The organism is Pseudomonas sp. E1BtOHC1, assembly GCF_058744285.1.
In genome coordinates this window covers 5,717,674-5,740,376 of record NZ_CP196023.1, presented here as the reverse complement: position 1 = coordinate 5,740,376, position 22,703 = coordinate 5,717,674, and the positions used below count along the sequence as shown (strand labels likewise).

18 protein-coding genes are annotated in these 22,703 nt (G+C 64.2%); 6 read left to right on the top strand and 12 right to left on the bottom strand.

Annotation, left to right across the window (positions count from 1 at the left end; genetic code table 11):
• Positions 1 to 12: 12 nt before the first annotated feature.
• From ACSSVC_RS25785 to soxR, 5 genes are all read right to left on the bottom strand, one after another.
• Positions 13 to 1,347 (bottom strand): coiled-coil domain-containing protein, encoded by a 1,335-nt coding sequence (locus ACSSVC_RS25785; RefSeq protein ID WP_446439294.1) that lies wholly within the window; start codon positions 1,345 to 1,347, stop codon positions 13 to 15.
• On the bottom strand, positions 1,344 to 7,661 hold the full coding sequence (locus ACSSVC_RS25780) for an AAA domain-containing protein (RefSeq protein ID WP_492611656.1): 6,318 nt from the start codon (positions 7,659 to 7,661) through the stop codon (positions 1,344 to 1,346). The genes ACSSVC_RS25785 and ACSSVC_RS25780 overlap by 4 nt, the downstream gene beginning before the upstream one ends.
• Positions 7,662 to 7,676: 15 nt before the next feature.
• Positions 7,677 to 8,321 carry a 4Fe-4S cluster-binding domain-containing protein gene (locus ACSSVC_RS25775; RefSeq protein ID WP_346632096.1) on the bottom strand — a complete coding sequence of 215 codons (645 nt, stop codon included), beginning with the start codon at positions 8,319 to 8,321 and terminating at the stop codon, positions 7,677 to 7,679.
• Positions 8,318 to 10,156 (bottom strand): AAA family ATPase, encoded by a 1,839-nt coding sequence (locus ACSSVC_RS25770; RefSeq protein WP_492611655.1) that lies wholly within the window; start codon positions 10,154 to 10,156, stop codon positions 8,318 to 8,320. The genes ACSSVC_RS25775 and ACSSVC_RS25770 overlap by 4 nt, the downstream gene beginning before the upstream one ends.
• 343 nt (positions 10,157 to 10,499) lie before the next feature.
• The gene (gene soxR / locus ACSSVC_RS25765) at positions 10,500 to 10,973 is read right to left on the bottom strand and encodes a redox-sensitive transcriptional activator SoxR (protein ID WP_346632094.1); all 474 of its coding nucleotides are present in this window, start codon (positions 10,971 to 10,973) and stop codon (positions 10,500 to 10,502) included.
• A 108-nt stretch (positions 10,974 to 11,081) separates the two neighbouring features.
• On the opposite strand from soxR, the gene ACSSVC_RS25760 reads away from it, so the two are divergent.
• A complete protein-coding gene (locus ACSSVC_RS25760) occupies positions 11,082 to 11,444 on the top strand; it encodes an antibiotic biosynthesis monooxygenase (protein ID WP_346632093.1) in 363 nt (120 codons plus the stop codon).
• Here the strand turns inward: ACSSVC_RS25760 and ACSSVC_RS25755 are convergent.
• The 4 genes from ACSSVC_RS25755 to msuE form a co-directional block, all read right to left on the bottom strand.
• Positions 11,441 to 12,541, bottom strand: coding sequence for a sigma-54 interaction domain-containing protein (locus tag ACSSVC_RS25755; RefSeq protein ID WP_492611654.1), 1,101 nt, complete (start codon positions 12,539 to 12,541; stop codon positions 11,441 to 11,443). The genes ACSSVC_RS25760 and ACSSVC_RS25755 overlap by 4 nt on opposite strands.
• 24 nt (positions 12,542 to 12,565) lie before the next feature.
• Entirely contained in the window at positions 12,566 to 13,753 is a 1,188-nt protein-coding gene (locus ACSSVC_RS25750; protein ID WP_404937404.1) for an acyl-CoA dehydrogenase family protein, read from the bottom strand.
• Between the two features lie 134 nt (positions 13,754 to 13,887).
• Positions 13,888 to 15,027: an FMNH2-dependent alkanesulfonate monooxygenase gene (gene ssuD, locus ACSSVC_RS25745; RefSeq protein ID WP_492611653.1), complete on the bottom strand. Its 1,140-nt coding sequence runs from the start codon at positions 15,025 to 15,027 to the stop codon at positions 13,888 to 13,890.
• A 9-nt stretch (positions 15,028 to 15,036) separates the two neighbouring features.
• Positions 15,037 to 15,600, bottom strand: coding sequence for an FMN reductase (gene msuE, locus ACSSVC_RS25740; RefSeq protein WP_346632090.1), 564 nt, complete (start codon positions 15,598 to 15,600; stop codon positions 15,037 to 15,039).
• Positions 15,601 to 15,999: 399 nt separating this feature from the next.
• On the opposite strand from msuE, the gene ACSSVC_RS25735 reads away from it, so the two are divergent.
• The 4 genes from ACSSVC_RS25735 (at position 16,000) to ACSSVC_RS25720 (ending at position 20,222) form a co-directional block, all read left to right on the top strand.
• Positions 16,000 to 16,260, top strand: a complete 261-nt coding sequence (locus ACSSVC_RS25735; RefSeq protein WP_492611652.1) for a hypothetical protein — start codon at positions 16,000 to 16,002, stop codon at positions 16,258 to 16,260.
• Positions 16,261 to 16,363: 103 nt separating this feature from the next.
• Positions 16,364 to 16,978, top strand: a complete 615-nt coding sequence (locus ACSSVC_RS25730) for a LysE family translocator (protein ID WP_492611651.1) — start codon at positions 16,364 to 16,366, stop codon at positions 16,976 to 16,978.
• Between the two features lie 210 nt (positions 16,979 to 17,188).
• A complete protein-coding gene (locus tag ACSSVC_RS25725) occupies positions 17,189 to 18,358 on the top strand; it encodes a cysteine desulfurase family protein (protein ID WP_346632087.1) in 1,170 nt (389 codons plus the stop codon).
• Positions 18,359 to 18,413: 55 nt separating this feature from the next.
• On the top strand, positions 18,414 to 20,222 hold the full coding sequence (locus tag ACSSVC_RS25720; protein WP_492611650.1) for an aminopeptidase P family protein: 1,809 nt from the start codon (positions 18,414 to 18,416) through the stop codon (positions 20,220 to 20,222).
• Between the two features lie 71 nt (positions 20,223 to 20,293).
• Here ACSSVC_RS25720 and ACSSVC_RS25715 read toward each other — a convergent pair whose 3' ends face one another.
• Both ACSSVC_RS25715 and ACSSVC_RS25710 read right to left on the bottom strand, forming a co-directional pair.
• Positions 20,294 to 20,887 carry a 2-hydroxychromene-2-carboxylate isomerase gene (locus ACSSVC_RS25715; RefSeq protein ID WP_346632085.1) on the bottom strand — a complete coding sequence of 198 codons (594 nt, stop codon included), beginning with the start codon at positions 20,885 to 20,887 and terminating at the stop codon, positions 20,294 to 20,296.
• A 37-nt stretch (positions 20,888 to 20,924) separates the two neighbouring features.
• Positions 20,925 to 21,665: an SDR family oxidoreductase gene (locus ACSSVC_RS25710; protein WP_123727151.1), complete on the bottom strand. Its 741-nt coding sequence runs from the start codon at positions 21,663 to 21,665 to the stop codon at positions 20,925 to 20,927.
• A 92-nt stretch (positions 21,666 to 21,757) separates the two neighbouring features.
• Here ACSSVC_RS25710 and ACSSVC_RS25705 point away from each other — a divergent pair, with 92 nt between their 5' ends.
• Positions 21,758 to 22,327, top strand: coding sequence for a TetR/AcrR family transcriptional regulator (locus ACSSVC_RS25705; RefSeq protein ID WP_346632084.1), 570 nt, complete (start codon positions 21,758 to 21,760; stop codon positions 22,325 to 22,327).
• Positions 22,328 to 22,336: 9 nt separating this feature from the next.
• On the opposite strand, the gene ACSSVC_RS25700 is transcribed toward ACSSVC_RS25705, so the two are convergent.
• Complete coding sequence (locus ACSSVC_RS25700; RefSeq protein ID WP_317069416.1) at positions 22,337 to 22,618, bottom strand: hypothetical protein; 282 nt, start codon at positions 22,616 to 22,618, stop codon at positions 22,337 to 22,339.
• Between the last annotated feature and the right edge of the window lie 85 nt (positions 22,619 to 22,703).

Genomic DNA, 22,703 nt, shown 5'->3' with positions numbered 1-22,703 from the left:
GGGCGAGGGGGGTCAGGTGCGCTGTTGCGCCTGCTCCCGGTATTCCTGCCGGGTGTCGTCCAGTTGCACTTCCTTGAGCGGTACGGCCCCTACGGCCAGTGCTTTCTCGATGCTCAGGGCGTCGCCCTGGGCGGCCAGCAGGGCTTGCAGACGCTGGAATTCGCCGCACCAGAGGGTCTCGATGTCTTTGTCGCGCAGGGTATCGCGCTGGGCGCTGAGGGCCACCGCACGTACTTGCAGCCGGCCGTTGTCGGCCGTGCCTCCGACCTCCACGCCATACCCCGGAGTGGCGCTCTTGCGCAGCACTACCCGACCTTCCTTGGCCCAGGCAGTGGCCATGCCCTCGCGGACTTCGTAGCCCAGGCCAGCCAGGCCTTCGAGTACTGCCTGGCGGCGGGCCAGGGCGGCGCGTTGTTGCAGCTCGGCTTCGATCAGCGTGTTGAACCGGGCAATCAGTTCATCCACTGGCGCCATATTGGCCAGGCTGCATTGTCCGGCCTGGGCCAGCTCTTGCTCGACAGCCGCGGGACACAGGATCGCGACTTCATTGGCCAGCTCCTGGAGAAGAACCAGGCGCGCGCGGCGTTCATGGCTGTCGCGGGTGGCCTGGGCCAGTTCCAGCACCAGGCTGTCCAGCAGCAGGTTGCGCTGCTGCACGCGGGTTTCGGCGTCTATCTGGCGCAACTTGGCCAGGTAGGGTTCGGCGCTGGCCTGATCATCGAGGGTCAGCAACTGGGCAATGTGTTGCTCGATGCGTTCCAGCCTGGGTTCCTTTTGCTCATGGGCGGCGCGCCATTGCGCCAGGGTCTGGGTAGCATTCTCGCCTTGCAGGCGTCGGGCCAGTTGCTGCTGTGCCTCGCTCAGGCCCTGTTCTTCGGCTGCGGCACCGAGGCTGGCGAAACCCTGGGCGAGAGTCGACTCGACAGCCGCCACGGGCTGTCCGTCGGCAATCGCCTGCAACTGTTGCAGCAGTTCGGTTGGCAGCGCTTTGCCTTGCAGCGCGCCCAGCAGAGTGGCGGCGTTTTCCCGCTGGCGGCGGGCCAGTTGGCGCTGTTGCGTGGCCTGCTGCACCGCGCGGTTTTCCCGCTGTTGCAGATCGTCCTTGAGGAACTGGATTTCGATTGGCACCTGCTTTTGCAGATCCAGCAGGCGATCGGCCTCGATCAATTGGCGCAACTGTTGGAAACGCCCGTGGGTGGCGGCCCGTTCCTGTTCGCTCAGTTGCCCCAGGCGTTGCGCCTGTGCTTCCCAGCGGGCAATCGCCTGCTCCAGGCGCCGCAGGTGGCCGGCGCAGATTTCCAGGATCTCTTCGCGGGTGACGATACGCACCACTTTCGGGCCGCTCATGGGGTTTGCTCCGTGTCAGCCAGGGCTTGGGGTTGCGTCTGTGCCGCACTGCCGGCCAGCGGTTGCAGGGCCTGCTCGATGGCGACCTGCAGACGCGCGCGTTCGCTTTGCGGGTCGTGGTACCAGGCCTGCGACGAGACCCGATGCAGATGGGGAATGGCCCGGCGCAGGACCGATGGCCGCCAGATCTCCCGGGAGCGGGCGCGGCTCAGCAGCCCATGGCGCGGGGTATCGCATTCGATGCCCAGGGCGTAGAGCCCGGTATCGGGGTGCTCGATGGCAAAGTCCAGGCCGAAGGCATCCCCTTCGTTGGCACTGACCGGGTTCCAGCCCAGGGTACGGATGAATGCCGCTACCGCCTGGGTGAAACCGTCGCTGTGGGCGTTGTGCTGGACCTTTGCATCCTGGCGCTCGGTGACCAAACGCCCCAGCAGGTTGTGGCCGCTGGCGAACTCCCCGGCCGACAGGGCGCGGGCGTACTCCAGGTAGCCTTGCAGGTAGTCCCGCGGGCTGGCGGGTGGGCGCTGGGTGGTGAGCATGTCGGAGATATCGGCAATCGGCATCGAGGTGATCATCACCACTTTGCGCCGGGCCCGGGTTACCGCCACATTGAGCCGGCGTTCGCCGCCGGTTTGCCCCAGAACCCCGAAGTTGCGCCGGAAACTGCCCTGGCTGTTACGCCCGAAGGTCGAGGAGAACACGATGATGTCGCGCTCATCGCCCTGGACGTTCTCGACGTTCTTGACGAACACCGACATGTCCTCGCCGTCCTCGCTGCGTTCGCGCTCCTGGCTGTAGGCCGCACGAAACACCGGGTCCTGCTCGGCGCGCAGCTCCAGGCGCTCCTCGATCAGGTCGGCCTGCTTGCGGTTGAAGGTCACCACGCCCACCGAGGGTCGTTCGGCGTAGGGCGTTTGCCACAGCTCGGCCAGGTAGTCGACCACCCGTTCGGCCTCGTCAGGGTTGACCTGCTGCTGGTAGATGCCGTCCACGCGGATCAGCTCCAACGGCTTGATGGCGAGGATATTGGCCTCTGGGTGACGCACCGGAATGCTTAACCGGTTGCCATAGAACGAGGCGTTGGAGAAACCGATCAGCTCACGGTAGGCCGAGCGGTAGTGGATCTGCAGGGTGGTGGCGGGCAACGCGCTGCGGGCCAGTTGCAGCAGGTCCGGGCAGTCCTTGATTTCGCGACGGTTCCAGGTGTCTTCGAAGGCTTCGCGTTGTTCTTCGTCAGCGTCGGCGTCCGGCTGGTCGCCCTCGAACAGTTCGGCCTCGTCGCTTTCCACCCGGCTGGAGAAGAAGGCCGTGGGCGGCATCTGCTTCTCGTCGCCACTGACCACCGTGACTCGGCCCCGGTACAGGGTCGGCAGGGCGAACTCCACGGGCATCTGCGAGGCTTCGTCGTAGATCACGATATCGAACAGCCCGGGCTTGAGCGGCAGCACCCGGCTGGCCACGTCCGGGTTCATCAGCCACACCGGTCGCAGGCTCATCAGCCCCAGCCCCGCGCCCATCTCCATGAACTCGCGCAGCCTGCGCGAACGCCGTCCAGTGAGGCGGGTGACGTCTTCCCATTGTTTGCGGGTACCCAGGCGCGACAGCTCGATGCCTTCACTGAGCAGTTGGCGGTTGAGGCTGCGCATCTGGGTGTCGGCTTCCCCGAGGCTGGTGATCTTCGCCGCGGTTTCGCTGTGCTCCAGCATCAGCTCGGGTTGGCGTTGTTCCATCTGGCGTTTCCAGCCCAGTCGCGCTTCACGGTTGAGCATGCGTCGGACCACGGTTTCCAGTTGCTCGGCGGGAATCCCATCGAGCGTCGCTTGGTAGTCCCGCAGTACCCCCAGCAACTCCAGGTCTGCCGGCGCCAGTTGGCCGGCCCGGGCGCGGAACGCCTGGTAGGCGCTCAGGGTCGGCAAGGCTTCGCGCAGGCGATTGAGGGGCAACTGATTGCTCTGGTTGAGCTCCACGCGCTGGCGCAATTGGCCCAGCAGCTCGGGTTGCAGCCACTGATTCAGGCGCTGCAGGGCAGTCAGGCTGTCCTGGCGCACGCTGTGGCGGATAAAGGCCGCGTCATAACCGGCCAGCAGGCTGTCCAAAGATTGCCGTTGGCCGGTCAGGACCACTGCGTCCAGTTGCTCCACCCGGGGAGCTTGCGCCATGGCCTGCGCCAGGGTGCGGATCTCTTCCAGGTGCCCGAGGTCCTGGCGTACCTGCGGCAGCAGGCCCGGGCCACAGTCGCTGGCGATCTCTGCAAGGCTCAGTTGCTGATGCAGTTGCTGCAACTGGTTGCGCAATGGCCGCCACTGGCTTTCCAGCTGGGCCGCCGCCAGCAGTTCCGGCAGGCGCTGCGGCTCGGCCGGGGCGCCCTGTTCAGCGAGGAAGGCCAGCAACTGGCGCTGGCGGATCAGGCGCAGCGGGTTGAGGCGTGCCAGCCAGGAACGACCCTGGATAACCGCGCGGGCGCGGTGCTGCAGGGTGCGCAGCTGGGCCGCGGGCAGGGCGCTGAGGCCCGGCGCCAGATCGGCCTGATGGGCCGCCGCGTCGCATTGCTCCAGTTGTTGGCGCAGGGCCTGCAGGGCTTGGATCAGCTCGTCGCCTTGCGTTGCTTGGCTGTTGCTGCCACGGAACAGGGGGAGCCAGCGCGCCAGCCGTTGGCGGCGTTCATCGTCCAGGCCCAGCAGGCTGTGCACGTGCTGTTCAAGCCAGGCGCGGTAGGGCGCCGGGTCATCGACTTCGAAGTCGGCCGGGTGCGCCTGCAGGGTGTCCAGGCGCTGCTCTTCGCAGCTCAACAGGCGCTCGAAGCCCTGGTTGAACGCTTGCAGGGTGGCTGCATCAGTGGGGAAAGGTTGCAGTTGGGCCAGGGCGCTCTGTTCATAGCGGGCCGGCAGCCACAGGCGGATCAGCGGTGCACAGGCTTCTTCCAGACGCGTCAGGTCGGCGATGTCCAGGGCGGCCAGGTGCTGGCGCAAGACCGGAACATCCAGTGGCGCAGGCCCCTGTTCCAGGCCGATCAGTTCGCCGATCAACTGGCGGTAGCTCAAGCCACAGTGTTCATCGATGCGGTGCAGGCTCAGGTGGAAACGATCCAGTTCACCTTCCAGGGCTTCGATGCGCGCCGCCAGGCGTTCGCGCTGGTGCAGCCAGGGTTGCTGGGCGGCATCGCCCTTGAACAGGGCTTCGAGCTGTTCGCGGACACTGCGGATCACCGGTTCACGGTCGCGGTTGATGTCGTTGAGCATCACCACCCGGTTGCCCAGACCCTCGGCCACCAGGCGCTTGTGCACCACTTCCAGGGCGGCGTGCTTCTGGCAGACGATCAGCAGGCTGCGCTGGCGACCGATGGCATCGGCCACCATGTTGACGATGGTCTGGCTCTTGCCGGTGCCGGGTGGGCCTTCCACCAGCAACCCGGGGGCCTGGCGGGCCTGGAGTACGGCGGCTTCCTGGGAGGGGTCGCTGGCCACGGTAAAGAAGCGCTGCAGTTCAGGCGCGAGCGCGGTGGCCTGGCTGTCGCTGCTGTCTGGTTGCGTCGGGTTCAGGCGCAGGGCGGTTTCCAGGCCGGTGCCGCCGGGAGGCAGGGCCTTGAGCTGGCGCAGATCCTCGCCGATGGCCTGGCCCATGAAGGCCACATGGAACAGCACGGCGGCACAGGCCAGTTGATCCTGGTAGGGCTGCACTTCGGTGGTCGCCGGCGGCAGGCTGCCGAGCACTCGGGAGCTGGCAGTGGCCAGCATGCCGAAGGCGTCCATGACGTCGCCGGCCTTGAGCGCCGAGCGCCCCAGCAGTTCGTCGGCGGCCTTGCGCCAGAGCTTGGCGGCATCGATGCCCAGCAAGGTGTCGAGCCCCGGGTTGAGGCGCACCTCTTCACGCTCGCTGTCGAAGACCAGGGCCACCTTGCCGCGGCTGCCGACTTCCAGCAGCAGCTTGACCGGCCACAGCAGCAAGGGGGCGATGCGGGTGCGGGTGGTACCACGCGGGTCCCGGGTCAGGAGGAAGGGGAAGCCCAGGTACAGGCCATCGATCCCGGTGTCGCGTTTGTACAGCGAGCTTTGGCGGTACAGGCTGTTGAGTCGCGCATCCAGCTGCGGGTTCTCGGCGAAGCACGCCGGGTCGAGGGTGATGGGCTGGGCGTTGCGCGCGACCAGATGATCCAGCAGCGCCGGGGCCGGGCTGCGTTCACTGTGCAATTCGTTGAGGTCGACCCGGGCGGTGGTCTTGCCGATGCTCATGCGCACCAGCGGGCCGCGCAGCACCACGCTGGCGACCTTCTTCTCGAAAAAGTCGAGGATCTGCGAAACGTAATGCTGCTTTTGCGGCTCCAGCCACTGTTCGGCGCCGATGGCTAGCAGCACCAGGGCCTTGGCCAGGGGCATGCGCCGTTCCAGGCGAAATTGCTCGGCCCACTCATCGATGCTCGGCACGCCACAGCGGGCGAAGCCGCTGATGCGTTCGTCAATTTCACGGTACAAGGCCGGGCGCGGCAGCCCCAGCAGGGTACGGGCGCTATCGGCATCGAAGCTCAGGACCACGGCCTCGCGGGCCAGGGTGGTGGCTTCTTCGAGGATGGCGTCCACCGAGCGGAACTGGCCGATGGCGGCACTGAGCAGCACGATCAGGTCTTCTTCGCTGATGGTGCGTCGGTCGGCCAGGGACAAGATGCCGTTGTGCTCGCTGTCCGGCAGCAGGCGTTGGCGCTCTTCCCACTGGGCGGCCAGACGAGCGCGGGAACTGGAGAGCAGGTAGATGCGCAGCTGGTCCTCGTCCAGTTCGATGGCCTGGTGCAGGGCGCGTTGGCGCACCTGTTCGGCCCGTAGTTTGAGCCGCGACAGCCAGTGCTCGGTTTCCAGGCGTTCCAGCAGGTCCGGGGCCGGGCCGCTGATCAACCGGTAACCGTCCAAGGGATGCTCCAGCAGCCAGCCCGGGGTGACGATCTCGCCGCGCAGGATCAGCGGCATTTCCGGGTTCAGCAGTTTCAGGGCGAGCATCAGCCGGGTGTCGTCGTCCAGCCCTTCGTGCTGGGCCACCTGGCGCAGGCCGGCCAACTGCCGCGCCGACAAGCCGGCCTGTTCGGCCCAGGTGACGATGACCCCGCGCAGCAGGTGATCCAGGGCCTGAGGCCAGTGTTCGACTTCGGCAGCGGCCAGGGCGAACGGCCCCGGCCGACGAAAGCGCCGGTTGCCCAGGGCGATGCTGGCGCCTTCGTCGGCGCCCTCTTCACTGGCCACCGAGGCCGGTACGCTGGGGCTTTCGCCCTGCAGCCAGGCCTGCACCTGGGGCCATTGCCAGCGCTGGTGACGATCCCGGGCCAGCAGGCCGCGCAGCAGCAGCTCCAGGCGTGGGTCGAGGTCGTCCGGCAGCAGTACGCCATTGGCCAGAATGTGAATCAGGTAGGCGTTGGCATTGATGCCGGCGAAGCACTCACCCTGGGTCAACTGTTCCAGCAGGATCATCCCCAGGCTCCACCAGTCGGAGGCGGCGGCCACGCCTCCGGCGATGGCTTCGGGGGCCATGTAGCGGCTGGTTTCCAGAGGCGAGACGATGTCCAGGTCGAACTCGGACAGACGCGCCGAGCCGAAGCCGCTGACCACCAGGTCCAGGGGCTCACGGCTGCGCACCAGCAAGGTCGCGGGACGCAGGTCGCGGTGGCGCAAGCCGGCTTCGCTGAAGGCATGCAGGGCCTGGCCCAGCTCACTGACGATGTGCTGCACCGCCGCCCGATCGCTGACCACGATCCCCAGGTCGGCCAGGGTGCCGCCGGTGAGTTCTTCGGCTACTTCGAAGGCGCGCTCGTCCCAGCGGCCGGTGTGGATGATCTCCGGCACGTGTTCCCGGGGCAGACGCTTGAGGGCTTCGTACACCGAGGGATCGGGTTCGGCGCCGGCCTGGTAGAGGGTCAGTACCGCCTGGTGTGCGGTTTCACGGTGCTCGGCGATAAAGCGCTCGCGCACGCCGCCGCTGCTGATCTGACGCAACAGGCGCCAGCCTTCGATCACGGTTTCACTGTCGGCGGCTGGGGGCGCGGTGGGTGGCTGTTGCTCCGGGGCGAGCGGGTCGGCGCCGCAGACCAGGCACATCAGGTCGCCGTCCGCCATGGCATGGCCGTTGCCGCAGACCAGGGGGGAGCCGCTGTCCGCTGCGACCGGGGGCTGCGGCTCAAGCGCTTCGAGGGTGACTACCGGCTGTGGGCGCCAGCCTTCGGGATGAATCGCTTCGGCGGACAGTTCCCAGCCGCAGGCTCGGTTGTCGACCCGCCCTTCGCAGAAGATTTCGGCCAGTGAGCGTTCAGTCTGGCAATTGGGGCAAAAACGTATCATCGGTAGCGGTTCCGGTTAACGGCGGCGTGAGGTGTGGGCGCTGATCTGGAGTTGGTGGCCCTGGTCGTGCAGCAGGTCGCGCAGACGCAGCAGGTCGTCACGCCGAGGGATTCCAGCCATCCAGACACTGCCGTCGTCGTCGAACATCACATCCAGCGCGCGGTCCTCGCGGTGCAGCGGGCGCTGGTAGGCGGACAGACGCTGGCGGCCCAGCTCGGTCAAGAGGATCAGGCGCTGGTTGTCGCTGCCCCGTAGGACCAGCGTTTGCGCCTGTTGTTGCTCGAAGGGGTCGCAGATCAGTGCGTCCAGCAGGCCTTCGGCTTGTTTCAGCAGCGGTTGCAGGGTTTCCAGGGCGTGGCCGCTGTAGACCAGGATGTCGACCTGGGTGCGTTCGCGCAGGGCTCTAAGCAGGGCCAGTAGCGCCTCGGGCTGGTCGAAGGGCTCGCCACCGGACAGGGTGATGCCTTCGGCCTGGGCCAGCCAGGGTTGCAGGTCGTGCAGCACCTGGGTCAACGGCAATGGCTGCTTGCCCGGTCCCCAGGTGTCCGCGGAAATGCAGCCTGCACAACGGATGCTGCAGCCCTGGAACCACAGACCCAGGCGTTGCCCCGGCCCCAGGGTGGTGACCGGGAAGTGCACCCGCGACAGGCTGATGTTCACGAGGCGCGGGCTAGCAGTTGCAGGCTGCCGGCCTGCAACTGGCGGACTTCGAAGGATTGGCCGGGCTGCGCATCCTGGTCGAACAGGGCCCGGGCCAGGGGGTTGAGCAGGTGCGCTTCCAGCTGGTTGCGAATGCCCCGGCCGCCGTTGGACAAATCCTGCAGGCACAGCTGGCGCAGGCTGTGCAGGGAGTCGTCATCGAGCTGCACATGCAGGGCCTGGGCGGCCAGGTCGGCGAGGATGTTGCCGACCATCTGCTGGAAGATCTGCTCGGCGATGTCCGGGCGGATGAAGTCGAAGACGATGATGTTCTCGCCGATCCGGTTGAGGATTTCCGGCCGGTTGAGCACCAGCTTGAAATAGCGCTCGATCTCGCCCTGGACCTTGCCCTGCACCGCTTCGAAGGCCTCGCCGGGCTGCACGTTGGCCACCCGTTCGCCGTTGTCGCCCTGGCGGTAGATGCCCAGGTTGGAGGTGAAGACGATGAGCGCCTCGGAGAAGTACACCCGGTCGCCCCGGCCTGATGTGAGCACACCGTCGTCGAGGATCTGCAGGAACTTGTCGAGGATTCGCGGGTGGGCCTTTTCGATCTCGTCGAACAGCACCACGCTGAAGGGTTTTTCGCGGATCGCGTTGGTCAGTTCGCCGCCCACGTCGTAGCCCACATAGCCGGGTGGCGCACCGACCAGGCGTTGGTCGGCGTGTTCGGCGCTGAATTCCGACATATCGAAGCGGATGTATGCGCTTTCATCGCCAAACAGCAGGCTGGTGATGGTCTTGGCCAGTTCGGTCTTGCCGACCCCGGTGGGCCCGGCAAGAAACGCCACGCCCCGGGGGCGGTTGCCCTTGCGGCTGGCGCCGACCCCGGTCATGGCGCGCTTGACGATATCCAGCATGTGGGTCACCGCGTGGGCCTGGCCCTTGACCCGCTGGCGGATGAAGTCGTCGGCCTGGCGGATGCGCTGGCGGTCGATCTTCAGCCAGGGGTCTTCGGTGACGCCGACTTTATAGCGGCGCACCGCGTCGCCAATGCGCTCCATGGCCAGGCCTTCGACCCGGGCCAGTTGGACGATCGCATTGAGGTCGAGCAGCAGCAGGCCTTCGGTATTCTCAACGAAGGCTCGCACTGCGTTGTCGCGGCTTTCTTCGCTGGCCTCCTGGGCGCCGGGCAGGCCTCGCAACAGCGCCGGCGCTAACGCCTGGCGGGCCTGCTGGTCGGGTTTGGACACGGGAATGGGGCGCAGGCGCGGGTTGTCGATCAGCATCCAGTCGGGCAGGTCGCCTTCCTTTTCCACCACCCAGAGGATGCTGTTGAAGAACGGCGTGCGCTGTTCCCCGGCAGGTCGACTGCGGGCCTGGTGGGACAACACCAGGGCCTGGGTGAACAGTTGGTGCTCGGCGGCGCTCAGGGCGTCATTGCGGATCACCAGGCGTGATGCAAAGTCGACAATCAGGGCCAGCGGCGCGCCTTGGCGCTCCACCAGGCGCGGCAAGGTGGCTGACAACAGGTCGAGGCCGGCCGGCGCCGCTCCTTCCACCGGGGTCAGGCCCAACTCGCGCAGCAGGTTGTCGGCCTGGGCCGGTTCGCTGCCCGGAGGCAGCAGCACGCGCAGACCGCCAAGGGGGTCCCAGCTCAGCACCTGGGCGTAGCCCGCCGCCAGCAGTTCGTCGCGCAGATTGAGGTTGAAGGGCTGGGGGGTAATGACCCCGGGGGCCACCTCACTGGCTTGCAGGTCGCGGACATTGCCGGACAGTACGAATTGGCTTTTCAGGGGTAGAAAGCGCAGCAGATCGCGCAGCCAGCGTGGCTTTTCGAAGGAGGCAGTCCTTGGCATGGAAGCGGAGCTCGTCGTAGGAAGCAGGACGCGACATTAGCATAGGGAAGTTTTTACTTACGATGCTCCACAGGTTTTCTTACCTGCCAGCGCTGAGTGGGCATCTGCCTTGCGAGGGAAGAGGCCTGTGAGATCGCCTTCGCCGGCAAGCCGGCTCCTACGGGTATGAAGGCGATATCGCTGTCGGAGCTGGCTTGCGAGGGAAGAGGCCCGTGAGATCGCCTTCGCCGGCAAGCCGGCTCCTACGGGTAAGAGGGCGCCGTCGCTGTAGGAGCTGGCTTGCCAGCGAAGAGGCCCGAGAGTCAGCCTTGGCCGGCAAGCCGGTTCCTACGAGGGAAGCCGGCTATGGGGTGTCGGTGGCGGCGTCGGGCTCCAGCAGGCGGGCGCCCGGGCCGGCGTCTCCCAGGGCATCTCCATAATTGCGCAGCGGACACCCTTCCATGGACAGGCAGCCACAGCCGATGCACTGGTTCAGCCGCTCGCGCAGCAGGCTCAGTTGGCGGATGCGTTCGTCCAGTTCGCGGCTCCATTGTTCCGACAGGCGCTGCCAGTCCGCGGCACTGGGCGCGCGGTCGGCGGGCAGAGTCGCCAGGGCCTGGCCAATCTCCGCCAGGGGAATGCCCAGGCGCTGGGCCACCTTGATCAGGGACACGCGACGCAGCACTGAACGCGGGTAGCGCCGTTGGTTGCCCGCGTTGCGATTGCTCTTGATCAGCCCCTTGGTTTCGTAGAAATGCAAGGCGGTCACGGCCACGCCGCTGCGGGCCGACAGTTGGCCAACCGTCAGTTCTTTGTGGAGGGCGTCGGGTTCGATCATTAAAGGGCACCAGGATGAAAAACAGGCTTGACCTTGACTTAACTAGAGGTTTTACCCTGCAGCGCATTCAATCGCAAGATTCTGTCCGACCGCCGTAGGGAGCAGTTCATGGCCGCATTTGAGAGAAATCGCAGCTTTACCCAATTGATCGAGTTCGAGATCGAACCTCATCAGCAGGAGGCCCTGGTGTCGGCCTTGTCCGCGCAGACCGAGCGTCTGGCCCAGGGCTATGGCGGCTTTCTCAGTGCCAGCGTGCAGGCCAGCGACGATGGTCGGCGGGTGCTCAATTACCTGCAATGGCAGTCCCGGGAAGCCGGCGAGGCGGCCTTCGAGCGTTTCGAGAGCGGCGAGCAGGATTTCTGGCAGTTGATCCTGACCCATCAGGCCAAGACCGTGACCTTCGGTTCGTTCCAGGTGCTGAGCAGCATTGCCCGCAGCCAGGACAATGCCCTGCACTGCAATCTGCTCTAGATCGACAGCTGCAGGGTGCGTTCGCTGTGGGCGTCCACCGGGCGGCGCTTGTTGACCGCCAGTTCGCCGATCTTGATCAGCCGGGTGCGGGTGACGTTGCGGCTCAAGCCCAGCAGGTTGGCGGTGTGCACCTGGTTGTAGTGGCTGAAGCGATAGGCTGCGCGCAGCAGGGCGTCCTCGACCTTTTCATGCAAGGCGCCGGCCTGCTCGGCGAATAGTTTCTGGAAGGCGCGGTCCAGCAGCGCTTCGGCGGAGTCGTCGTGGCTGGGATGGCTGTCGTCGGCGCGCTCGATGCGCATGTTCGACAGGCGCAGGTCATCGCGCTCGATCACGCCATTGCGGCAGATCAACAGGGTGTGGTGGATGACGTTTTCCAGTTCGCGGATGTTGCCCGGCCAGCTGTAGCTCTTGAGTTTGTGTTCGGCCTCCTTGCTGATGCTGATGCTGCCGTAACCCAGACGCTGGCTGTAGGCCTCGATGAAGTGCCGGGTCAGGGGCAGGATGTCGCCGGGGCGTTCGCGCAGCGGGCTCAGTTCCAGGCTGACCACGTCCAGGCGGTAGTACAGGTCCTCGCGAAAGTGCCCGGCATTGATAGCCTTTTCCAGTTGCACGTTGGTGGCGGCCAGGACCCGCACGTCGATGGGAGTGCTTTTGCGCGAGCCCAGGCGCACCACTTCACGCTCCTGCAGCACCCGCAGCAGTTTGACCTGGATGGCCATGGGCAAATCGCCGATCTCGTCGAGGAACAGGGTGCCGCCGTCGGCCTCTTCGAACCAGCCGGCCTTGGCGCTGAGGGCGCCGGTGAAGGCGCCTTTTTCATGGCCGAACAGTTCGGCCTCTACCAGTGATTCGGAGAAGGCGCCGCAGTTCACCGCCACGAACGGCCGGTTGCGCCGGGCGCTGAGGTTGTGGATGTGGCGTGCCACCAGTTCCTTGCCGGTCCCGGTTTCACCGATGATCAGCACGCTGGCTTCACTGGGTGCCACCTGTTGCAGGTGCGCCAGCAGGGCCTGGGATTTCGGGTCCTCGAACACCTGGGCGGTGGCGCGGATCGAGGTCGCCAGGGCGGGCGAGGGCGGTAGGGTCAGAAGCTGCATCGGCACTCTCCGTGAACAATAAGGCTAGGAGTAGAAGGTCGGGGTCGGCAGGGACTGGTTCAGTGCCCAGTCGCCCAGTTCGTGGAGCTTGTAATCCAGCGGGTCGTGCAGGGTCTGGGTGCGCAGGTTGCGCCAATGGCGGTCCAGGCGCAGGGAAGCGTGGGTCGAGCGTGCGCCGGTGACTTCGAACAGGCGACTGCACAGGTCCAGGCCCTGGCGGCTGGCGGCGACTTTGGCGGTGGCGATGGCGGTGGCCAGGTGCCCGCGCTCCTCGGCGCTGAGGCCGGGACCTTTGGCCCACGCCTGGTCCAGCAGCCCGGCGGCCCGCTCCACCAGCAGGCGGATGCCTTCCAGGGCCACCCAGAATTCGCCGTAGTGGCGCAGTACATAAGGGTCCTGGCGCACATCCTGGGCGCTGGATCTATGCCAGACCCGGGTCTCGGTGAGGGTGTATTGCCGGGCTTCCTCGAAGGCGCCTTCGGCGATGCCGAGGAACATGTGGGTGAAGGTCAGTTGGGCGATCAGCGGGCGCAGGCAGGCGAACGGCGTGCTCAGCGGGCCCGGGTCCAGCAGCAGTTCCGACTCTTCCACCCTGACCCGTTCAAAGGTGGCGCTGCCGCTGTCGGTCTGGCGCTGACCCATGTTGTTCCAGTCGTTGTGCAGGGTGATGCCGCTGCGGCCGCTGGGGATGGCGGCGATCAGCAATTTGCCGCCGTTGCTTTCATCCACCGCCGAGGCGATAAGCATTTCCGAATCGCTGGCCCCGGAGCAGAAGCTCTTTTTGCCGGAGAACTCGCGCCAACCGCCGAGGTTCCGGACCAGGGTGCGGGTGTCCAACGGATTGAGGGCGTTGCCCCAGAACCAGTTCTTGCGCGCGGTCTGTTCGAACCAGGGTTGCCATTGCTCTGGCTTGGCGAACAGGCGCACGGTGGCCAGCATCAAGTGATGGAAGCCAAAGACGTGGGCGATGGAGCTGTCGACTCTGGCGAACTCGCGGACGATGTTCAGGGTTTCGCTCCAGGGCGCGCCGAGCCCGCCGAACTGGGTGGGGATGCTCAGGGCCAGCAGGCCGCTGTGGCGCAGGGCATCGCGCTCGGCCTTGGGGGTGCCGCCACGTTCATCGCGTTCGACGGCGGTGAGGGCAAACTCGGCGGCCAGTTGGCGAGCGGTCTGCAAGGGGGACAACAGGGCGCTTTGCGGTTTGGCAGTCACGCGGTGTTCCTCGTTCGTGGCCGTTGTGGCGGCCGGGAAAAGGTGCTGCGAGCTGTAGGAGCTGACTTGCCAGCGAAGAGGGCCGAAAGATCGCCTTCGCCGGCAAGCCGGCTCCTACAACAGCTTTGGGGATTTCAGCGGCTGTTGGGCAACACGTCGTTGGCGATCATTTCGCCGAACGGCCCGGTCAGGTTGGTGACGCCACGGCCGGCCAGGCTGGCATAGGGTTCCGGCAGCAGTGGGAACACCAGTTCGGCGAAGCGATAGGCTTCTTCCAGATGCGGGTAGCCGGAGAAGATAAAGCTCTCGATGCCCAGGTCGGCGTACTCCTTGATGCGTTCGGCCACTTGCTGCGGGTTGCCCACCAGGGCGGTGCCGGCACCGCCACGCACCAGGCCGACTCCGGCCCAGAGGTTGGGAGCGATCTGCAACTGATCACGGCGACCGTCGTGCAGGGCGGCCATGCGCCGCTGACCTTCGGAGTCGAAGCGCGAGAAGGATTGCTGGGCGGCGGCGATGGTTTCGTCGCTGATGTGTTCGATCAACCTGTCCGCGGCTTTCCAGGCTTCGTCCTCGGTTTCGCGGACGATCACGTGCAGGCGGATGCCGAACTTCACGGTGCGGCCCTTGCGCGCAGCGCGTTCGCGCACGTCGGCCAGCTTTTGGGCGACCGCTGCAGGAGGCTCGCCCCAGGTCAGGTAGACATCCACCTGATCGGCGGCCAATTCGTGAGCGGCCTCGGAGGAACCGCCGAAGTACAGCGGTGGATAGGGCTTCTGCACCGGTGGATACAGGGCTTTGGCGTTCTGTACATGCAGGTGCTTGCCTTCGAAGTCCACGGCTTCGCCTTGCAGCACCCGGCGCCAGATCTGCAGGAATTCGTCAGTCACTTCGTAGCGTTCGCTGTGGCTGAGGAAGCTACCATCGCCACGGTTTTCGTCCGGATCGCCACCGGTGACTACGTTGATCAGCAGGCGACCGTTGGACAGCCGGTCCAGGGTTGCGGCCATGCGCGCGGAAACGGTGGGGGAGATGATTCCCGGGCGAATTGCCACCAGATAGCGCAGGCGTTCGGTCAGCGGCACCAGGGCCGAGGCGATGACCCAGGAGTCTTCGCAGGAGCGTCCGGTGGGAATCAGCACGCCGTGGTAGCCCAGGCTGTCCGCAGCCTGGGCCACTTGCTTGAGGTAGTTGAGGGTGACCGGGCGGGCGCCCTGGGCAGTGCCCAGGAAGTGGCCGTCGCCGTGGGTCGGAAGAAACCAGAACACATCCATGACAGGTCCTTAAGCGATTTTCAGCAGGTTTTTCGGGTGAGCGCCAAACAGCGGCGCGGCCCGTTCGGCGGCCAGCTGGATGCGGGCTTTCAACAGTTCGCTGGTGATCTGGTAATTGCTGAAGTCGGCTTCGGTGGCGTACACGCCAATCGGCAGGGTCAGGGCCTGGAAGAAACTGAACAGCGGACGCAACTGGTGATCCAGCACCAGGGCGTGGCGTTCGCTGCCTCCGGTTGCGGCCAGCAGCACCGGGGTATCGATCAGGGCGTTCAGGTCGATGAGGTCGAACAGATGCTTGAGCAGGCCGGGGTAGGAGCCGCGATAGACCGGGGCGGCGACGATCAACAGGTCGGCGTTTTCGATGGCCTGGAGCTCGGCCTCGACTTCGGCCGGCAGTTCCTGGCGCGACAGGGCTGCGCCTACCGGACGGGCAATATCGCCCAATTCGATGAGGTGGCTGTTGATCGGCAGGTGCCCGGACAGTTCGTCCAGCAGGGCCTGGGTCAGCACCAGGGTGCGGGACGGGCGCCAGGTTCCACCGGAGAGGGCAACAACGTTCAAGGGACGGGACATGATCGGTTCCTTTTTAAACAGTGGCTCTGCGAGCAATGGCAGGTGTCCTGGATCGGGAGCAAGAGCTGTACCAACCCGTAAAAGCCTTGTATTGCAGGGGTTGTGGGCGATCCGGAGCGGATTGGCTGCTGTTGCGCAGGCACTGTTTTGTTGATCGACTGTTGCTGGGCAAACAGTTGCCAGGGCAACAGTTGGGCAACGCAATGCAGCTGTTATAAAGGCTTGTTGTTATTCCTCAAAAGAGCTTGTTTCCATATTTATAGGTCGTTATGGAATATGAGGCGCGACTGCCAAGACCTTGGAACAGTCGATAGCGACTATCGAGCTGGATGATTTTTGCCGTTGCCGGTGCGGGAGTAGCCTTTGTGCATTGTTCGCAACCCGCTCCAGGTGCTCGCCATGAAGGCTTCCTCCATTGTTCTGTTGATGTTGGTTTTTAGTGTGCTGGCCGGCTGTGCCAGCCCGGGCACTCCTGAGTTGCGTCCCTACACGGCCCGGGAAACTCGCGAACTGGCGTTGGAAGCCTTGAATCGTCGCGGCCTGTCGTTCGATGAGTACCAGCAGAAAAAGGCCGAGCTGCTTGGCCGTCCTGGGACGTTCGATGGGCAGGGCGAGATGAGCGCCCAGCGCAATATCAGTCGGCACCATCCGGCTAGTTGATTAAAACTGTACTGGTCGAAGTTTTGCGCAACTGTCCGTGGGTTTCAGGCAGGCCCTGAGTTAGGGTCGAGGCCTGATCGACCTTGCCCAGGACCTTGCATTCATGACCCTTTCCCTTGACCTGCTGTTGGCGTTCGCCCTGTTTGCCTTGGTCACTTCCATCACGCCCGGCCCTAACAACACCATGTTGCTGGCCTCGGGGGTGAACTTCGGCTTCAACCGTTCCATTCCTCATATCCTCGGCATCAGTTGCGGTTTTTTCGTTCTGGTGCTGGCGGTTGGCCTGGGCCTGGGGGCGGCGTTCGAGGCCTATCCGTTGCTGTACAGCGTGCTGCGATATGTCGGAGTGGCGTACCTGCTGTACCTGGCGTGGAAGATCGCCCGTTCCGGGCCCATGTCCGAGGAGCAACAGGGCCAGGGGCAACCGTTGGGGTATTGGGGGGCTGCGGCGTTTCAGTGGGTCAATCCCAAGGCTTGGGTGATGGCGGTGGGGGCTATCAGCACTTACACCCCGTTGCAGGGTTACTTCACCAATGTGCTGGTGATCGCGGCGGTGTTCGCCTTGATCAATGCTCCTACGGTCAGCCTTTGGGCCGCGTGCGGCAGCCTGCTGCGCAACGTGCTGCGCAATCCTCGCTGGCTGCGCCTGTTCAATCTGGGAATGGCCGGATTGCTGGTGATTTCCCTGGCGCCGCTGCTGCTGGAAAACATCAGTTAAGCGGCGCTTCAACGCGTTGCCCCGAGCCTGTTAAGCTGCGTCCCAGGAGCGTTCCTACGCACTTTTAAACGAAGTTGTTCTTCTTTAACTGCATCCGATCGCGTATTGCTGAGTGCCTGCTTTGACGCGCCGTTCTTGTACGGCGCGTTTGTGCGTCATCTTCTCTCGAGCCAATGCCGATCCTGGAACAAGCTCTGCGGGTCTTCAGTCATGAACAAACGTCCTCTTTATTTCGACTACGCCGCCACCACGCCGGTGGATGAGCGGGTCATCCAGGTGATGCTGGAGTGTCTGGGTTTCAACGCCAATTTCGGCAACCCGGCGTCCAGTTCCCATGCTTTTGGCCAGGAGGCGCGGCGCAGTGTCGAGCGCGCCCGGCAGCAGGTCGCACAGTTGGTGGGCGCGCAGCCGGAGCAGATTGTCTGGACCTCCGGTGCCACCGAATCCAACAACCTGGCGCTCAAGGGCGTGATGCAGGCCCGGGGCCTGAGCGGTGGGCACATCATCACCAGCCAGATCGAGCATAAGGCGGTGCTCGACACCGCCCGCCAGTTGCAGGAAGCCGGTGTGGCGGTGACCTATCTGGTGCCGGATGCCGACGGGTTGATCACGGCCCAGGCGGTCAGTGAAGCCTTGCGCGACGACACTTTTCTGGTGTCGTTGATGCTGGTCAACAACGAACTGGGCACCCTCAACGACATCCCGGCGATTGGCCAGGTGGTGCGTGCGCGAGGTGCGTTGCTGCATGTGGACGCGGCCCAGGGTGCCGGCAAGGTGGCTATCGATCTTGAGCACTGGCCGGTGGACCTGATGTCGTTCTCCGCGCACAAGTTGTATGGCCCCAAGGGCATCGGCGCGCTGTATGTCGGGCCGCGGGCTCAGCAGCGGCTGCTGGCGCAGATTCATGGTGGCGGTCACGAAGGCGGATTGCGTTCCGGGACCCTGGCCACCCACCAGATCGCCGCCATGGGCGCGGCCTTTGCCCTGGCGGGTGAGCTGTTCGAGGAAGAAACCGCGACCATCGTCCGTCTGCGCCAGCGATTGCTGGAGCAACTGGCGGGCATTGCCGGCCTGCGCTTGAATGGCAGTGTCGGCCAGCGCATTCCCCATACCTTGAGCCTGACTTTCAGCGAGGGGGGCTTCGATTCGGCGGCACTGAGTGCGTCCCTGGCGTTTTCCGCGACCTCGGCCTGCAACTCGGCGAGCCATGCGCCTTCCCATGTGCTGCTGGCCCTGGGGCACGATGCATCACAGGCCGCTCGCACCATCCGCTTGAGCCTTGGGCGTTTCACCACCGAGGAGGATGTGGATCGCGCCGCACAGTTGATCAAGGCGTCATGCGCCACCGCTCCGGCGTTCTGGGCCGGAGCCCAGTCTTGAGGGGCGAGTGATCTCGACCTTCCATAACAATGAATAAGCCGGTTAAGGAGACACAATGAGTACCCAGCCTTCGACCCAGGGAGTGGTCACCCAGCGCTTGGCGCACGTCCGTCAGTTGATGAGCCGCGAGGGCATTCATGCCTTGCTGGTGCCGTCGGCCGACCCGCATCTGTCGGAATACCTGCCGGGTTACTGGCAGGGGCGCCAGTGGCTGTCGGGCTTTCATGGCTCGGTGGGCACGCTGATCGTGACCGCGGATTTCGCCGGGGTCTGGGCCGACAGTCGTTATTGGGAACAGGCCAGCAAGGAGCTCAAGGGCAGCGGTATCGAACTGGTGAAGTTGCAGCCGGGCCAGCCCGGCCCCCTGGACTGGCTGGCGGAGCAGACTCCGCAAGGTGCGGTGGTGGCGGTGGATGGTGCGGTGATGGCTGTGGCCTCGGCCCGCACTTTGGGCGCCAAGTTGCAGGAACGCGGAGCCCATCTACGGACCGATATCGATCTGCTTCAGGAGGTGTGGAGTGATCGTCCCGCGTTGCCGGATCAGCCGGTCTATCAACACTTGCCGCCACAGGCGACGCAGAGCCGGGTGGAGAAGCTCGGCAAGCTGCGGGAAACCCTGAAGGAGCGGGGCGCGGACTGGCATTTCATTGCCACCCTCGACGATATCGCCTGGCTGTTCAACCTGCGGGGGGCGGATGTTTCATTCAACCCGGTGTTTGTGTCCTTCGCCCTGATCAGCCAGCAGCAGGCCACTTTGTTCGTGGCCTTGAGCAAGGTTGATGACCACCTGCGTGGGGTGCTGGAGGCGGATGGCGTGAGCCTTCGGGACTATTCGGAAGTGGCGGCGGCGCTGCGCGCAGTGCCTGAAGATGCGACCTTGCAGATTGATCCGGCACGGGTCACCAGTGGCCTGCTGGACAATCTGCTTCCCGGGGTGAAACTGCTGGAAGGGCTCAACCCCACGACCTTGGCCAAGTCGCGCAAGAGCCTGGCGGACGCCGAGCACATTCGCCAGGCCATGGAGCAGGATGGCGCGGCCCTCTGTGAATTCTTCGCCTGGTTGGAGAGCGCCCTGGGTCGTGAACGAGTCACCGAGCTGACCATTGATAAACACCTGACGGCGGCTCGTGAGCGGCGTCCGGGCTACGTATCCCTGAGTTTCAATACCATTGCCGCATTCAATGCCAATGGGGCGATGCCTCATTACCACGCTACGCCTGAAGAGCACGCGGTGATCGAGGGCGATGGTCTGTTGCTGATCGACTCCGGTGGCCAGTACCTGGGCGGCACCACCGATATCACCCGCATGGTGCCTATCGGTACTCCGAGTGCCGAGCAGAAGCGCGATTGCACCCGAGTGCTCAAGGGGGTTATCGCGTTGTCCCGGGCGCAGTTCCCACGGGGCATTCTTTCGCCGTTGCTGGATGCCATCGCTCGTGCGTCGATCTGGGCCGAAGGCGTGGATTACGGACATGGCACCGGGCATGGTGTCGGTTACTTCCTGAACGTTCATGAAGGTCCGCAGGTGATTGCCTATCAGGCCGCACCAGCGCCGCAAACCGCGATGCAGCCGGGGATGATCACCTCCATCGAGCCGGGGACTTATCGTCCCGGGCGTTGGGGAGTGCGGATCGAGAATCTGGTGTTGAACCGCGAGGCAGGTACTACTGAGTTTGGTGAGTTCCTGAGGTTTGAAACCCTGACGCTGTGCCCGATCGACAGCCGTTGCCTGGAGCCGTCGTTGCTGACTCAGGAGGAGCGTGAGTGGTTCAACGCTTATCACGGTGATGTTCGTCGGCGTCTCAGTCCACTGTTGGAAGGGGCGGCGCTGGAGTGGTTGCAGGCTCGGACTGCGGCGATCTGAAGTAAGGCCTCACCCGCGCAACGCGGGTGAGGTGGCTGCGGCGACTCAAGCGTCGCCGCAGATGCCGGTGGTTACTTGCTCAAGGCTTCTCGGACGAAGTCGAGCCGATCCTGACCGAAAAACAGTTCCTCACCCACGAACATGCTGGGAGCACCGAATACTCCCCGTTGCAACGCCTGTTCGGTCTTGTTCTTGAGAGCGGTCTTGACGTCCTCGGCATTGCTCAGGTCGAGGATCTGTTGTGGGTCGAAACCGCCTTGTTCCAGGACCTGGGCGACGCTGGCGGCGTCGTTGAGGTTGCGTTTGTCGACCCAGAGTGCACGGAACAGGCAGTCGACGAAATCGATGAAGCGTTCCGGCAAATGCATCTGCACTCCGGTAGTGGCGCGCATCAGCAGCAGGGTATTGATGGGAAAGTGCGGGTTGAAATTGAGCTGCACCTGATAGCGTTGGGCGAAGCGCGCCAGGTCCTGCAACATGTAGCGGCCTTTGGCAGGGACGCTGATGGGGGACGCGTTGCCGGTGGTCTTGAAGACACCGCCCAGCAGCATGGGTTGGTAGACCAGTTGACTGCCGGTCTGGGCACAGATCTTCGGCAGTTGGGTGTAAGCCAGGTATGAAGTAGGGCTGCCCAGGTCGAAGTAGAACTCCACCTTTTTATTCATGATCCAGATTCCCTGATTGTTGTTATGGAGGGGGGGGTTACCAGCGTTCGCTCCAGGGGCGCAGGTCCAGTTCGAAGGTCCAGGCATCCCGGGGCTGGCTGTGCAGGTACCAGTAGTTCTCGGCGATATGCTCGGGGTTGAGGATGCCATCCTGATCCTTGAGGGCATATTTCTCGGGAAAGCTGGTGCGGATGAAGTCGGTGTCGATGGCACCGTCGACGATGATATGGCCGACGTGGATGTTCAAGGGCCCCAGTTCCCGGGCCATGCTCTGGGCCAGTGCGCGGATGCCGTGCTTGGCGCCGGCAAAGGCGGCAAAGCCCGCGGCGCCGCGGACCCCGGCGGTGGCGCCGGTGAACAGGATGGTGCCGCGCTTGCGGGTGACCATGCGCTTGGCCACCTCGCGGGCATTGAGGAAGCCTGAAAAACAGGCCATCTCCCAGATCTTGAAGTATTTACGTGCGGTTTCCTCAAGGATGCTGCAAGGGACGTTGGCACCGATGTTGAAGACGAAGGCTTCGATCGGGCCAATCTGGGTTTCGATCTGTTCGATCAGTGCCACCACGTCCTCCTCTTTCCGGGCATCGCAGGCAAAGCCATGGGCTTGGCCACCGGTTTGCTGAATGGCGTCTACCAGCGGCTGCAGTTTGTCTGCGCTGCGTCGGGTCACGCAGGCAGTAAAGCCTTCTGCGGCGAAACGCTTGGCAATGGCGCCACCGGTGGCATCACCGGCACCGACCACCAGTACGACTTTGTTCTTGTTCAAGGCTGTAGTCATGGGAGGCTCGCTGTTTAGTAAACGATCGTTAACTAAACGAACGTTATGCTATGATTTTTCTGTCGTCAAGCAAGTAGGGGAGTCCATCAGGAATGCGTTATTCAGTCGGTCATAAGCAGGAAACCCGAGAACGCCTGTTGCAGAGCAGTGCAACCCAGGCCAAGAACGATGGTTTTTCTACCGTCGGTGTGGATGCGTTAATGAAGGCCATCGGCCTCAGTGGCGGGGCTTTTTATACTCACTTCACATCCAAGGACGAGCTGTTCGGCTCCATCGTCGAGCGCGAGTTGAGCCAGAGCCTGGAGCGTCTGGGCGGGGAGGGGCAGCAGAATCAGGCAAAGCTGCGGCGTTGCTTGAAGCAGTACCTGAGTGTGGCGCATCTGCAGCAGCCGGGGGCGGGATGTGCGTTGCCAGCGTTGGGCGCGGAGATTGCTCGGGGCAGTGTCGAAGTACGGCAGGAGGCGCAAGACTGGATCTGCCGTTTGCATCAGGCTTGGGCGCAGACCTTGGGCAGCGAGAGTCTGGCCTGGTCGATCCTGTCGCAGTGTGTCGGCGCACTGGTGGTGGCGCGAATGCTGGTAAGCCCGAGTATTCAGCAGCAGGTGCTGGCATCGAGTCATGAGCAGATCATTGGGCAGCTGGAAGGGCTGCCCGAAGATTGAACGGTACCGCTATTTGCAGATAACGATCATGCTGCGGCTGGTGTAACCGGCTGGGTTCAGGCCGAAGGGGTAATCCCCCGGGTCTTCCACGGTATCACCAGATTTTGCGATCACCTTGTAGCCCTTGGGGCCGCAGGACTGGGTGGCCTTGGTGTAGCACTTGTCCCAGGAAGAAGACAAACCCGAGCAGTTGATGTGGAGTCCTTTCTTACCCCGTTTGACTTCAGTTTTCGCGGTCGCAGCGCAGCCTGCAATAGCAAGTACGGCCAACACTATCAAAAATCGTTTCATCCCCGTCCTTATCGCTAGCCCCGGATCTATCGCCCGAGTGTGACTGCATTACCGGTGGTCTTTTACGTTTGCGATATCCCTGTCT